Below are 12,869 nucleotides of genomic sequence, written 5' to 3' on the forward strand. Positions count from 1 at the left end.
GGTACACGTACAGATCAAGCTAGGGACAAGAACAAGACCAACGCAGACGGGATTGGATAGGAAATGCTGGAACACTGGGCTTACTGGACACTTACAATGGGCCTCGCGCCCGCTCTGACCGCGGACCACGCCGCGTCGGTCTTTGTGGAGCCCGACAAGAACGCGGCAGAGCAGGCGATTGCGCCAAGCCTGACCGATCCCTCCACCGAGATTCTCGCGCTGGACGAAGAGCGCAATCAGCGCCTCACGGTGCCCGTTTTGATCGACGGGGCCGGGCCGTTCAACTTCATGATCGACACCGGCAGCCAAGCCACCGCCGTCACCCACGAGATCAACGCCTCGCTCGGCCTCAATCCGCTGGGCACGGCGACCCTTGTTGGCATGGCGAGCACCAGGCCTGTCGACATCGTCGAGGTCGAAACCCTTAAGGTCGGCAGTTACGAAGTCTTCGACCTAGTCGCCCCCGTCTTGAGCCGCACGAATGTTGGCGCGGACGGGATAATCGGGCTCGACAGTCTGCAGGACTTCCGCGTCCTTATCGACTTTCGCGACGAGAGTATCGCGGTAGAGGACATGAGCAACAAGAAGAGCAACCGTCGCGGGTTCGAGATCGTCGTGCGCGCCAAGCAGGAGCTCGGGCAATTGCTGATCACCGACGCGATTGTCGAAGGCGTGAAGGCGACCGTCATAATCGACACCGGCGCGCAGGCCAGCCTTGCGAACACCGCGCTAAAAGAGCGGATCCGGGCCAAACGAGCGCAGGAAGTGGTGACCACCGATGTCAACGGCGTCTCGCTAACTGGCGATCTGGCCTACGTCCGCTCGCTAACGATCGAGGGTTTGTCGCTGCGCAACGTGCCGCTCGCCTTTGCCGACGCGCCCGCATTCGAAGCGCTGGGACTGAAAGACACACCGGTCCTCTCACTGGGTATGCAACACCTCAAGATGTTCGACAGGGTAGCGATCGATTTTGCGAACCGGCGCATCCTTTTCGATGTGCCGCGCGACGTCGCGCGCGAGATGCGTCGGGCCCGCCAGCCGGGGCTTCGCGCCAACTTCAACTAGGCGGCGGCCAAGCAGGGCTGCCTTGTTATCGAGCGCGCGTGCGCCCACATGAGGCGGCGCAATGACGCCTGCCCCTTCCAAACCCAAGGAACCATCCCCGCCCGAGGCCGAAGGCTGGGCAACGCTCAGGCGCTTTCTTCCGTATCTCTGGCCCAAGGATAACTGGCCGCTGCGCCGCCGTATCATCGTGGCGCTTACCTTCGTGCTCTTTGCCAAGGGCGTGACGCTGGCGCTGCCCTTTGCCTATTCGGGCGCGGTCGATGCCATGTCGCAAGGCGACGCTGTCGATGAGAGCGCGCTGGTCGCTCTGGCGCTGGTCGCCGCTTACGGTCTGGGCCGCTTCGCCGGAGTGGTCTTCGACAATGTTCGCAACATGGCCTTCGAACGCGTTGAACAGAGCGCGGTCCTGCGCCTTTCCGAGGATGTCTTTCATCGCCTCCACCGGCTTTCGCTGCGCTTTCACCTGAACCGGCGCACGGGCGAAGTCACCAAAGTGATCGAGCGCGGCACGAAGAGCATCGGGATGATGCTCTACTTCCTGCTCTTCAACATCGCCCCAACAGCCATCGAGCTGATCGCGGTGGGTGTAATCTTCTATTACAAGTTCGGGATCGAGCTGGTCGCCGCAACCGCTTTCACCGTCGTCACCTACATCTTCGTCACGCGCTGGATCACCGAATGGCGCACCAAGCTGCGGCGAGAGATGAATGACCTCGACGGCAAGGCGCTGCACCGCGCGGTGGACTCGCTGCTGAACTTTGAAACGGTGAAGTATTTCGGCGCCGAAAAGCGCGAGGAAGCGCGCTATTCGGGCGCGGCGCGCGCGTATGCGGAAGCCGCGATCAAATCGGAAAGCTCGCTTGGCCTGCTCAATATCGCGCAATCAGCGATCACCAACCTGCTGATGGCGGGCGCGATGGCCTACACGGTGTGGGGCTGGAGCCGAGGTCAGTTGAGCGTGGGCGATCTGGTGCTGGTCAACACATTCCTGATGCAGCTTTTCCGTCCGCTCGACCTGTTGGGCTGGGTCTATCGCACGATCCGTCAGGGTCTTGTCGACATGGCCGAGATGTTTCGCCTGATCGACACCGATATCGAAGTCGAAGACGCGCCCGGCGCGCCGACGCTAGCGGTGCAAAAGCCCTCGCTTACTCTCGAAAACGTGACGTTCGGCTACGCGCCCGAGCGTACTATCCTTCATGGCCTGAGTTTTGAGGTGCACGCGGGAGAGACGGTTGCGATTGTCGGTCCCTCAGGCGCGGGCAAGAGCACGCTAGGGCGCTTGCTGTTTCGCTTTTATGACCCGCAAGCGGGCCGTATCCTGATCGACGGGCAGGACATTGCCAGCGTGCAACAGGAGACGGTGCGCGCCGCGATCGGGATCGTGCCTCAGGATAGCGTGCTGTTCAACGACACTCTGGGCTACAATATCGCCTATGGCGCCGAAGATGCGGACGAAGCGACCGTCGAACAGGCGGCGCGCGACGCAGCTCTCATGCCGCTGATTGACCGGCTGCCCGATCGCTTCGAGACGACGGTGGGCGAACGCGGGCTCAAGCTTTCCGGCGGCGAGAAACAACGCGTGGCCATCGCGCGCACGCTGGTTAAGGACCCGCCCATCCTGCTGCTGGACGAAGCCACCAGCGCGCTCGACACGCGCACCGAGCAGGAAATCTTGGGCACGCTCAAACGCCTGGCGCGCGGGCGCACCACGATTGCCATCGCGCATCGGCTGTCCACCATAGCGGACGCGGACCGCATTCTGGTGCTCGATGGCGGGCAATTGGTGGAGCAAGGCACGCACGCGGCGCTGCTCGCCAAAGACGGCCTCTACGCCGAAATGTGGGCGCGCCAGGCAAGCGAGCAAAGCGAAGGCTTGGAAGCGCAAGCGGCGGAGTAAAGCGCCCTATCCGTCAGCCTTGCGCAGATCATCCGTCCCGAGATCCAGCTGTGTCGCCGGGATCACTTCGACCTCGCCCCGCAGATCCTTGAGTTCGTCGAGGAACTGTTCGGCGTCGCCGACGATCACCAGCGACGCGCGATCCGTCGAGAGATACTTGCGAGCCATTTCTGCCGCCTCATCGGCAGTCACCTGCGACAGGCGCTCCGAAATCGCGAAGGCTTCGGACGGCTCGATCCCGCGCAGCATCAGATTGGCGACCTGCCCGTTGAACCCGCCCGTCGTCTCCAAGCTCCGAGCGATCGCGCCAGAGAGATAGAGGCGCCGCTTTTGAAGAGTCTCTTCATAGAGAGGCTCGTCGCCCAGTCGCTCAAATTGTTCCAGGAAAAGCGCGGCGACTTCGTCAGCGGTCTCGTTTTTGGTTTGCGAGCGCGCGGTCAGAAGCGCGGCATCAAGGCTCTGCCCAAGGCTTGAATACGCTCCATATGAAAGGCCGCGCTTGGTGCGAACCTCATCGAACAGCCGACCGTTCGAGCCCGAGCCCAAAACCGTGTTGGCGAGCCACAGCCGGTAGAAATCCTCATCCGAGCGCGACGTAGCGCGAACGCCGGCGACGACCGCCGCCTGCCCGGCTTCAGGCATGTCGATCACAAGGGTGCGAGGTGGCAGGGGCTCCCCGGCTGGCTTGCCGACCGCTTGAGGCGCGGGCGCGTCGCTGGTCCAATCGCCAAACAGGTTCTCAGCCAGGTTTGCCGCTTCGTTCGAGCTGATGCCGCCACTGATCACAAGCTTTGCCCGGCCCGGATGCCACCAGGTTTCCCGATGAACCAGAAGATCTTCGCGGCTAATCGCAGCCATACTGGTCAGATTGCCAACCCGGCCGTAGGGCGCATCGCCATAAAGGACCCGGGTCGCGACCAAACTGGCGAGGGCGCCGGGATCCTTTAGGGTGGCGGAAAAGCCATCGAGCGTGCGCTTTCGCTCGCGCTCAACCTCCTCCGCTGGGTAGTTGGAGTTCTGAATGATATCGACCAGCACCGCGCCGGCTTCCGCGAGGTTCGCCGTAGGCGCCGTCACACTGGCGTAAACTCCATCGCGCGCGCTCGAGATACCGACACTTGCGCCCAGCGCTTCAAGAGTGGCGGCGATCTGTGTTGCGCTTCGCGTCGTGGTGCCGTTGTCGGCCAGGTCCGCTGCCATCGTCGCCAGGCCCGCTTTGGCTAGCGGATCCGTGGCATCGCCGCCGGGCATTACCAGAGTGATAGTGGCGATCGGAATCTCACTTGTCTGCGTGCTGACCAGCGGAATGCCGTTGGAAAGCTGCGTTTCGACAAAGTCCGCGCGCACAACCTCGGGGATTTCGCCCGCGGGCGGGGGAACCATGCGTTCGGCTTCCGGCAAAACCTTGCGCGGCTCGCCTGTTGGAGGGGCCACGCTTCCGTAGTCGGGGCGCGGATAGGGGTTGGCGAACGTCTCAGGATCGTACTCCCCGCGTGTGTACTCCATCGATACCTTAGAACGAGGGTCAAGCCAGGTTTGGGCGACGCGCAGAATATCCTGCGGCGTGACCGCGGCGATGCGTTCGAGCCGGATGTCCGCTGCATCCGGGTTACCGGTGGACATCAAGGCCTCACCCAGTTCGAAGGCACGACCGCGCACGGTCTGGCGCTGGGAGAGCGCGGCGGAAAAAATCTGGTTCTTGGCCTCGGTGAGCTCAACCTGGGTCACCGGCTCTCGACGGACTCGTTCAATCTGCTCGTCAAGAATCGCGCGCGCCTCCTCGGCCTTCCCCGTCGGGCTGAGCACCGCGTAGCTTGCAATGTAACCGCCATCCATGGTGAGCGAATCGAAATGCGCGGCGTTGACCGCCTTGCCGCTGCGCACCAAAGCGTCGTTGAGGCGGCTGCTCTCTCCCCCGGAAAGCACGGTCGAGAGCACTTCCAGCGCAGCGGCATCGGGGTGCGTGACCGAGGGGCCTTTCCACAAATCTCCGATCAGCGGCAGCGGCACATTGGGCGCCGCCGCGCTGACGCTGCGAGGCTGGGTGCGCCGGGGTTCCTCCAACGGTATATCGAGGCTAACCGGATTCGCGCGGCGGGGGATATCGGCAAAGTAGGTGTCGGCCAGTTCTTTGAGGCGCGGGACTTCGAAATTGCCCGCCACGATCAACGTCGCTGTGTCAGGACCATAGAACGCCTGATGAAAGGCGCGCGCGTCCTCCAGTGTGGCGTCGTCCAGCTCTTCGATCGATCCAATACCGGGGCGCCGCATAGGCAAGACGTCAAACGCGTTTTCCGGAATAACGAAGCGCTGAAGGCGGCCATAGGGCGGCGCGAGCACGCGTTGGCGCAGTTCTTCCTTCACAACCGAGCGCTCCTTCTCGAACACCTCCTCATCGACCACCAGGAAGGCCATGCGCTCACGATGGGTCCACAGCATGGTTTCCAGGTACTGGGCGGGCACCGTTTCGTAATAGTTGGTGCGATCGATCCAATTCGAGGCGTTTCGCTGCCCACCCACATCCTCGGTCAGTCGATTGACCATGTTAAGCGGCATATTGACCGTCTTGCGGCTCGAGATGTGTTCGAACAGGTGGCTGAAGCCCGCGCGCCCCTCCGGATCGTGCTTCGAGCCGACCTTGTACCATAATGAGGTGGTGACGTTGGCAGTCGAATTGTCGGGCAGAGCGATAACCTCAAGCCCGTTCTCAAGCACCCAGCGCGTGTATTCGATCTTGGGCGCGGACAGCGTAGAGGGTGGCGCGTTCGCGCTCTCGGCGGCTTCCTCAGCCATGGCAGCCGAGCCTGCACATACGCTGAGCGCAGCCGCGCCGCCGATCAAAATAGCCCGCATCATGATAGAATATCCTCATTTGTCTTGTGCCTCGAAGCTAAGCGCACTGCGCCCTTGGGCTCAAGGGGCGGTGCGGCTGCGCCCCCGAATATTGGCATATTTTATCGACCAGCGTCGAGGCTGAGGCGCTCCAGTGCTTCAAGCGCCTGCGCGCGGTCTTCCCACGGCACGAACAGATGATCGTGGTGGAAGCCCGCGATCACATTGCATGCCAGGCCCACATCGGCCAACGCGGCCGATACCCCGGCAGTCAAGCCCACCGCTTCCAAATCGGAGTGCACCTGCAAGGTGACGCGCGCGAAGAACGGGCCGGGATCATCGCGCCGCGCGCGGATCACCAGGGTCATCCCCTCATCCTCGCGCACCATCGCAAAGGTGCGGTGAAGAAGGTCGATGAAATCTTCATCAGGCCCGTGCGCAACGAACCGATAGGGCGCCTCGCAGAGTTTGGGGTTCATGCCAGCCAGCATCGCCTTCAGTTGGCTGACGGGTGCGGCGCTCACAGAATGTATTTCGACAAATCGGTGTCGCCTGCAAGATCCGCCAGACGCTCTTTGACATAGGCCGCATCGACAGTGACCGTCTGATCCGCGTATTCCTCGGCCTCGAAGCTGATTTCCTCAAGCAGCTTTTCCATTACGGTCTGCAAGCGCCGCGCGCCTATGTTTTCGACGCTCTCATTCACCTGAGCCGCGATCCGCGCAACCTCGGTGATGGCGTCGGGGGTTATGTCGAGTTCGACCTTTTCCGTCCCGATCAGCGCGCGATACTGCTCGACGAGGTTGGCCCTCGTTTCGGCAAGGATGCGCACGAAGTCCTCTTCGGTCAGCGCGCGCAAGTTCACGCGGATTGGGAGGCGTCCCTGCAATTCGGGCAACATGTCCGATGGCTTGGCGACGTGGAACGCACCGGACGCGATGAAGAGGACGTGATCGGTCTTCATCGGGCCGTATTTGGTCGCCACCGTAGTGCCTTCGATCAGCGGCAGGAGATCGCGCTGCACGCCTTCGCGGCTGACGCTGCCGCCCCGCACATCGGAGACTGCGATCTTGTCGATCTCGTCGAGAAAGACGATCCCGTTGGTTTCCGCGTTGCGCAACGCGCTTTGCGCGACATCGTCGTCATCCAGGCGCTTGTCGGCCTCCTCATCGACCAGCTTGTCCCAGGCATCGGGCACACGCAGCTTCTGGCGCTTGGTCGGTTTCTTGCCCAGCGCCTTGCCCATCATGTCGGACAAGTCGATCATACCCACATTGCCGCCCATATTGCCCATGTCGAAAGGCATTGAGCGTTCTTCAGCGACTTCGATTTCGACCTCGGTGTCGTTCATCGAATTGTCGATGATGCGCGCGCGGAAGCTCTCACGCGTCGCCTCGCTCGCGTTCTGACCGACCAGCGCGTCGAGCAGGCGCTCCATTGCAGCCTCGGAAGCCGCCTCGCGAACGGCCTCGCGGCGACGGTCCTTCTCGAGCCGGATCGCTTCTTCGACGAGGTCGCGCGCGATCTGTTCAACGTCGCGCCCGACATAGCCAACTTCGGTAAACTTCGTTGCCTCGACCTTCACGAAGGGGGCCTCTGCCAGTTTGGCGAGACGACGGCTGATCTCGGTCTTGCCGCAGCCGGTCGGACCTATCATCAGGATGTTCTTGGGCGTCACCTCATCGCGCAGGTCAGGGCCAAGTCGCTGGCGCCGCCAGCGATTGCGCAGCGCGACAGCCACCGCGCGCTTGGCGTCCTTCTGGCCGATGATGTGATCATCCAGAGCGGCGACAATCGCCTTTGGGGTCAGGTTGTCCATGAATAGCTTTCGAAAAGGGGTCAGACGGCCTCGAGCGTCACTTCACCGTTGGTAAACACGCAGATATCCGCGGCAACGGCCATCGCCTTGCGCGCAATCGTCTCCGCGTCGTCTTCGTAGTCGCTGAGCGCGCGGGCGGCGGCGAGCGCGTAATTCCCACCAGAGCCGATCGCTGCGATTCCCGCTTCGGGTTCGAGCACGTCGCCGTTGCCGGTCAGCACCAGCAATGTCTCTTCATCCGCGACGATCATCAAGGCTTCCAAATTACGCAGATACTTATCGGTGCGCCAGTCCTTGGCCAGCTCCACCGCTGCGCGCAGAAGCTGGCCCGAGTACTGCTCCAGCTTGGCCTCTAGCCGTTCGAACAATGTGAAAGCGTCCGCCGTCGCACCAGCAAAGCCGGCGACAACTTTTCCATCCTCACCGATCCGGCGCACTTTGCGCGCGTTGGGCTTCATCACGGTGTTGCCCATAGAGACCTGGCCGTCGCCCGCTATAACGGTGGTGCCGCCACGCTTAACGCCAACGATGGTGGTTCCGTGCCACTGGGTGAGGCCGTGGCTTGCCTGAGTGTCAGTCATGCGCGGGAAATATGGAGCGGTCGGGGTGGGTTCAACCCATAGCTTGGCTTAGGGCCCGTCACGCGCGCCGTTCTAGGCCGTACCGAGCGTTGGCTTACGGACCGCCAGGGCCACCGGGACCGCCCGGTCCGCCTCCCGGACCACCCGCGCCAACCTGGCCGATATTGCCGAACAGATCTTCGAGAAATCCGCGCTCGCGGCCCAGTGTGGGCGTCTTGTCGCCGTTGGGACGCAGATACACCACCTTATCAACACCAGACCGCTCAATCGACGTCACATTTCCCGCGTCATCGAATTTAACCGCCAGCACGCCGTGCGTCTTTATCCGGGGGCGCACGAAGGGTTTGCGTCCCGTTACGCTGGAAACATAGTACCAGGTCGGCTCGCCATACTGGCTGGCAAAGGTGGGTCGGCCCAACGTCCCTTCAACCGAGCGCAGATTGTCGATTCCCGGCTGGACGCTGCGCAGGAGCACGTTGTCCGAGACATAACCGCGCGATTCGCGGATCGAAGAGCACGCGCCCAAGGTGGCCAGCACGCCGGCCAAGACCATCACTCTTGCACCGATCGAACCCATTATCTGCATACGTCCCGTCAATTCCCTAATGCTCTATGCGGGCCCCGCCGTGCGAAAGGCCGGGCGCTGGCCCTGGCTTTAAGCCGAACCCTGCCGCCATGCAACGCCGCGAAGGCGATCGGGCGGCAACGAGCCACAGCAGCGGGCTCAAACTGGGACAAGACCTGACGCAAGCGTCTTGAAAAGCCAATGAACGCGGTGGCCTGCCCCTTTCCGGTCAGCCGGGTGCGACTGAGGAACATCGCAGCGCGCTTTGTGTTTGAAGGATACGCACAGTCTCCTAATCCGCTGGAGACGCCTAGGGAAACCCGCAAGCTATGTCCTTTCTTTCCCGCCTGTTGGGAACCGCGCCCGATCCGCGCGAGGCCATCCGACCGCTCTGGCACCGAGTGGTCGAGCTCGCGCGGGAGCCCTCTTACTACACCGACTGCAATGTGGCGGACACCGTGGGCGGGCGCTTCGACCTTATCACGGCGGTTTTGTGCACCGTCATGGTCCGCATCGAGGCGAGCGAGATGCGCGCGGAGAGCGCACTTCTCGCTGAGCTGTTCGTTGAAGATATGGACGGGCAATTGCGCGAATTTGGCGTAAACGACGTCGTCGTGGGTAAGCGCATGGGCAAGTTGATGAGCGTGCTCGGCGGCCGGCTGGGTTCCTATCGCAGCGCGCTAAACGCCAAGGATCGCGATCGCATGATTGCCGCTGTCAGGCGCAACGTCACATTTACGCAAGACGGTGACGAGGAAACTGGCGCTGCGGGCGTTGCCGACAAGTTGCTGGCGCTGAGCGACCGGCTTGCCGCGCGCAGCGATGACGAGCTATTAAAAGCCAATGGGATCTGGTGAATGCAATGTTGGGATCAAAAGACAAGGCGCCTGAGCTGACCCGTGTGGTCAAATCGCGACTGTTGCCGGCGAGCGCAGTGGTAATCGAGGCGGATGAGCGCGAGCGCGCGGCCTTGGCGGAGCGCTTTTCGCTTGTCAGCGTGGAGACGCTCGACGCTGAAGTCGGTCTGGAATTGTGCAAGAAGGGTATTCGGGCCGAAGGCGGCCTGCGCGCCCGCATCACGCAAGCGTGCGCGGTGTCGGGCGAACCTTTCACGGTCGAGATCGAAGAGCCAATCGCGCTTCGCTTCATCGAACAGGGCACCGCCGCGCTGACCCCGAGCGAGGAAGACGAGATAGATTACGAACTCACCGCCGATGACTGCGACGAGATCGAATACAGCGGCGACAGCTTCGATCTGGGCGAAGCGGTGGCGCAAACACTGGGGCTTGCGATTGATCCCTATGCCGAAGGCCCCGGGGCGAGCGATGCGCGCAAAAAGGCAGGTATTGTAGAAGAAGGCCAGCAGGACGGACCGCTCGCCGCTGGCCTAGCTGCGCTGCGTAAGGAGACCTAGCGCTCCTTCTCGTCGGTTTTCCGCCAAGGATTGAAGAAGAGGTCTTCAACCGGAATGTCGAAATACGCCGCCATGCGATAGGCCATCGGCAGAGACGGATCGTATTTATCGGCTTCCATCGCGATGATCGTCTGGCGTGATATCTCCAAGAGGTCGGCCAATTGCGCTTGGTTGAGCCCGCGCCCTTTGCGCAATTCGCGAAGACGGTTTTTCATTCGGCGCGTACCATGCCGCGCAGCTTCCAAACGCCCCACATCACCACAAAGCCCACAAACTGTGCGCCAAACATCGCAAAGGCGCCTTGCCCGTATTCGCTGTGCTGCGCGCGATCGGCGACGAGGTACAGAATGAATACCAGTGCACCAATGCACCCGCCCCAATACCAGCTGTTCACTTGGCCAGCCTTTTGCACATCATCCAGCGCGCGCAACCAGATGTAGACGAACCAGGCAAGGCCCATTGCCAGCACCAGCAGCGCGGGAAAGATGAGCCAGAAGTACTCGCCCTCGTCCCCGATGCGCGAGAGGCTTCCCGCGACCAGACCGAACGCGATCGTGACGATCGCCCCGGCCACCAGATAGAGGCGTATGCGCCACGTGTAAGAGAGTTTGAGCACCGGTAAACTCCTTCGATCAGCCGTGCGAATGTCAAAAGTTCTTAACATGTTTCGCGACGATGTCAAAACATCTTAACTTTTCTGCCGCCAACCGACCTATTCAGGGCTCGTAAAGGCATCGCTGAACAAGTTTTAGTCTGGACGGGCAAAGAGTTAGGTGGACCTATGCGAGCAACAATGAACCGTCTTGCCACTGCGCTTGTTGCTATGTGCGCCGCTACGAGTTTGGCCGCGCAGGAGACCGGGCAAGAGCCTGAACTCAACGCCTTCGAAACGCGCGGACCGGAAAGCCCCCCAGCTGAAGCGCCGGACCCTGAGATCCTTGTGATCGGCGATCGCATTCCGGACGATGAGGTGCGCGATTATATCGTGGACATCCTTTTCCCTGAACGCGTCGGCGCAACCAGGTTTTACGCCAAGCAGGGCGATCCTTTGTGCCCGGCCGTGATCGGGCTGGAAGAGGTCTCCAGGCAATTCGTGATCGACCGAATGCGCACGGTGTCCGAGGCCGCGGGCATTGCGGTGAGCGAGGATGAGGACTGCACGTTCAACCTGGTTTTGGCGCTGGTCGATAATGGGCCTGCGACGATAAAGCGCTGGCGCCAGCAATATAACCGAACGGCGTTCGGCTTGATCCCTCCTCACGCCCGAGACACCGTTATGCGAAGCGGCGGCCCGGCCTATGCGTGGCATGTCCTGTTTCAAGGAGCCAGCCAAAACGGCGGCGCCATGACCGTCAGCAGTCTGACGGGCGGCGCGGGTTTCAGCAATTTCACGGGTGGGCTGGGTCTATCGGACGGGCTGGCCATCAATCTGGCCCACAACAACCACCCGGTGAACCCTTACATTCGCATCCCTTATCCAGAGGAAATCACCCGTGCCTTTGTTCTGGTCGAGCGCGACGCGCTGGAAGGCGTCAGCGCGATCCAACTGGCGGACTACGCGCTGATGCGCGGAATGATGCAAATCCAGCTCAGACGCGGCCCGTCAAAGAAGGCGGACACGATCCTAAATCTGTTTGATCAGGACCTCGCGGTTGATCAGCGTCAACCTTCGCTGACCCGTGTCGATCTGGCGCTATTGGTCTCGCTCTACTCCGCGCGCTCTGACGTCAGCGCCAATCGGCAGCGCGCCGACATGATGGAGCCATTCCAGCGCGTCCTCGCTTATGGCGAGGCCGGCGTTGAGAAAGACGACAAGCGAGAGGCGCGCAATTAACGCGCCGCCCGCTCCAGATAGGGCATCGTTTCGACCAGTTCGAAGCCCGGCATACGCTGGGCAAAGTGCCGAAGCCAGGGCGCGTGGCCGCTTCCCGCGATAACGAGCACGCGGTCCCCCGGCTCAGCTATCATGTCGATCTTGCCGAACATCTTGGCGTTGCGCATGTACCAATAGGCGTTGAGCTCCGCCCCTGGCTGACTCTCGCCATCGCCAATGCGGATCAGCGAATAGTAAAGCCTGTCGTGCCGGGCTGAAAGCTGCGCGCCATCGTTGTGGGCGTAGAGCGATTCAGCCACGCTCTGTGTCTCGCGCTCGGCGTCTTGCTCGCTCGAATACGCCTGCACCTCACCGATCAATTTTTCGAGTATCGGCATCTGGCCGTTCTCAACGGCGAATGCCTGGACTTTCTCCATCGGAAAGTAATCGGGCTCTCCCTCTCCACTGCGTTCGTCATAGCCATAGACCGCCTTGTGACCCAGCCTGCGCCCGAGGCGATACCCGATCTGGACGGTTTCATTGGGTGAGGTCTTGAGGAGCTCTTCGCTGCGCGCGTAACCTTCCAGCTCGAAAGTCGGCGCGGACGCCTCATCCTCGAGAGCGATCTTGGTCGGTCCCCAGTCAGCAAGACTTTCGACCAGGGCCTCGATCTCCTGCTGGCGCCTGGGCGCGAGCATGTCGTCCACCTGGGAATTGACCATATCGGCGCCGGGATTGGCAAAGTGATAAAGGCCAAGGACCATCACCTGAATGGCTTCGGTCGGCTCTGCTGCGTCGGAGGTTTCGGCATCCGCTGGCTGCGCGACAACGACCGAAGCCGAAAGACCCATGAGCAGAGCCGCTAGGGATCGACACCACA

The 12,869-nt window shown here is 61.8% G+C and carries 13 protein-coding genes; 5 read left to right on the forward strand and 8 right to left on the reverse strand.

The window, feature by feature from the left end; all coding sequences use genetic code 11:
• Window positions 1-63: 63 nt before the first annotated feature.
• Entirely contained in the window at window positions 64-1,065 is a 1,002-nt protein-coding gene (locus QNI87_RS10655) for a retroviral-like aspartic protease family protein (RefSeq protein ID WP_300596270.1), read from the forward strand.
• Window positions 1,066-1,126: 61 nt separating this feature from the next.
• Entirely contained in the window at window positions 1,127-2,965 is a 1,839-nt protein-coding gene (locus tag QNI87_RS10660) for an ABC transporter ATP-binding protein/permease (protein WP_300596272.1), read from the forward strand.
• A gap of 6 nt (window positions 2,966-2,971) precedes the next feature.
• On the opposite strand, the gene QNI87_RS10665 is transcribed toward QNI87_RS10660, so the two are convergent.
• The 5 genes from QNI87_RS10665 to bamE form a co-directional block, all read right to left on the reverse strand.
• Window positions 2,972-5,821, reverse strand: a complete 2,850-nt coding sequence (locus QNI87_RS10665) for a pitrilysin family protein (RefSeq protein ID WP_300596273.1) — start codon at window positions 5,819-5,821, stop codon at window positions 2,972-2,974.
• Between the two features lie 98 nt (window positions 5,822-5,919).
• Window positions 5,920-6,321, reverse strand: a complete 402-nt coding sequence (locus QNI87_RS10670; protein WP_300596274.1) for an ACT domain-containing protein — start codon at window positions 6,319-6,321, stop codon at window positions 5,920-5,922.
• Window positions 6,318-7,616: an ATP-dependent protease ATPase subunit HslU gene (gene hslU / locus QNI87_RS10675; RefSeq protein WP_300596275.1), complete on the reverse strand. Its 1,299-nt coding sequence runs from the start codon at window positions 7,614-7,616 to the stop codon at window positions 6,318-6,320. The genes QNI87_RS10670 and hslU overlap by 4 nt, the downstream gene beginning before the upstream one ends.
• A 20-nt stretch (window positions 7,617-7,636) precedes the next feature.
• Entirely contained in the window at window positions 7,637-8,197 is a 561-nt protein-coding gene (hslV, locus tag QNI87_RS10680) for an ATP-dependent protease subunit HslV (protein WP_300596277.1), read from the reverse strand.
• A gap of 94 nt (window positions 8,198-8,291) precedes the next feature.
• On the reverse strand, window positions 8,292-8,783 hold the full coding sequence (bamE, locus tag QNI87_RS10685; RefSeq protein ID WP_300596279.1) for an outer membrane protein assembly factor BamE: 492 nt from the start codon (window positions 8,781-8,783) through the stop codon (window positions 8,292-8,294).
• Between the two features lie 308 nt (window positions 8,784-9,091).
• Here bamE and QNI87_RS10690 point away from each other — a divergent pair, with 308 nt between their 5' ends.
• Window positions 9,092-9,619: a ubiquinol-cytochrome C chaperone family protein gene (locus tag QNI87_RS10690; RefSeq protein WP_300596281.1), complete on the forward strand. Its 528-nt coding sequence runs from the start codon at window positions 9,092-9,094 to the stop codon at window positions 9,617-9,619.
• 5 nt (window positions 9,620-9,624) lie between these two features.
• On the forward strand, window positions 9,625-10,176 hold the full coding sequence (locus tag QNI87_RS10695; protein WP_300596283.1) for a DUF177 domain-containing protein: 552 nt from the start codon (window positions 9,625-9,627) through the stop codon (window positions 10,174-10,176).
• Here QNI87_RS10695 and QNI87_RS10700 read toward each other — a convergent pair.
• On the reverse strand, window positions 10,173-10,391 hold the full coding sequence (locus QNI87_RS10700) for a helix-turn-helix transcriptional regulator (protein ID WP_300596286.1): 219 nt from the start codon (window positions 10,389-10,391) through the stop codon (window positions 10,173-10,175). The genes QNI87_RS10695 and QNI87_RS10700 overlap by 4 nt on opposite strands.
• Window positions 10,388-10,792, reverse strand: a complete 405-nt coding sequence (locus QNI87_RS10705) for a hypothetical protein (RefSeq protein ID WP_300596288.1) — start codon at window positions 10,790-10,792, stop codon at window positions 10,388-10,390. Before QNI87_RS10705 ends, QNI87_RS10700 begins: the two co-directional genes overlap by 4 nt.
• A 177-nt stretch (window positions 10,793-10,969) precedes the next feature.
• Here QNI87_RS10705 and QNI87_RS10710 point away from each other — a divergent pair, with 177 nt between their 5' ends.
• Window positions 10,970-12,010, forward strand: a complete 1,041-nt coding sequence (locus tag QNI87_RS10710; protein WP_300596290.1) for a hypothetical protein — start codon at window positions 10,970-10,972, stop codon at window positions 12,008-12,010.
• Here QNI87_RS10710 and QNI87_RS10715 read toward each other — a convergent pair.
• Window positions 12,007-12,840 (reverse strand): DUF5694 domain-containing protein, encoded by an 834-nt coding sequence (locus QNI87_RS10715; RefSeq protein WP_300596292.1) that lies wholly within the window; start codon window positions 12,838-12,840, stop codon window positions 12,007-12,009. The genes QNI87_RS10710 and QNI87_RS10715 overlap by 4 nt on opposite strands.
• Window positions 12,841-12,869: the final 29 nt, after the last annotated feature.

Origin of the sequence: Erythrobacter sp., from assembly GCF_030066995.1 — a bacterium.
Taxonomy (GTDB): Bacteria; Pseudomonadota; Alphaproteobacteria; order Sphingomonadales; family Sphingomonadaceae; genus Erythrobacter.

What these genes read in the sequence shown, in the direction of transcription:
- QNI87_RS10655 (WP_300596270.1), top strand. Translation starts at nt 64, where the DNA reads ATGCTGGAACACTGGGCTTACTGGACACTTACAATGGGCCTCGCGCCC.
- QNI87_RS10660 (WP_300596272.1), top strand. Translation starts at nt 1,127, where the DNA reads ATGACGCCTGCCCCTTCCAAACCCAAGGAACCATCCCCGCCCGAGGCC.
- QNI87_RS10665 (WP_300596273.1), bottom strand. Translation starts at nt 5,821, where the DNA reads ATGATGCGGGCTATTTTGATCGGCGGCGCGGCTGCGCTCAGCGTATGT.
- hslU (WP_300596275.1), bottom strand. Translation starts at nt 7,616, where the DNA reads ATGGACAACCTGACCCCAAAGGCGATTGTCGCCGCTCTGGATGATCAC.
- hslV (WP_300596277.1), bottom strand. Translation starts at nt 8,197, where the DNA reads ATGACTGACACTCAGGCAAGCCACGGCCTCACCCAGTGGCACGGAACC.
- bamE (WP_300596279.1), bottom strand. Translation starts at nt 8,783, where the DNA reads ATGCAGATAATGGGTTCGATCGGTGCAAGAGTGATGGTCTTGGCCGGC.
- QNI87_RS10690 (WP_300596281.1), top strand. Translation starts at nt 9,092, where the DNA reads ATGTCCTTTCTTTCCCGCCTGTTGGGAACCGCGCCCGATCCGCGCGAG.
- QNI87_RS10695 (WP_300596283.1), top strand. Translation starts at nt 9,625, where the DNA reads ATGTTGGGATCAAAAGACAAGGCGCCTGAGCTGACCCGTGTGGTCAAA.
- QNI87_RS10700 (WP_300596286.1), bottom strand. Translation starts at nt 10,391, where the DNA reads ATGAAAAACCGTCTTCGCGAATTGCGCAAAGGGCGCGGGCTCAACCAA.
- QNI87_RS10710 (WP_300596290.1), top strand. Translation starts at nt 10,970, where the DNA reads ATGAACCGTCTTGCCACTGCGCTTGTTGCTATGTGCGCCGCTACGAGT.
- QNI87_RS10715 (WP_300596292.1), bottom strand. Translation starts at nt 12,840, where the DNA reads ATGGGTCTTTCGGCTTCGGTCGTTGTCGCGCAGCCAGCGGATGCCGAA.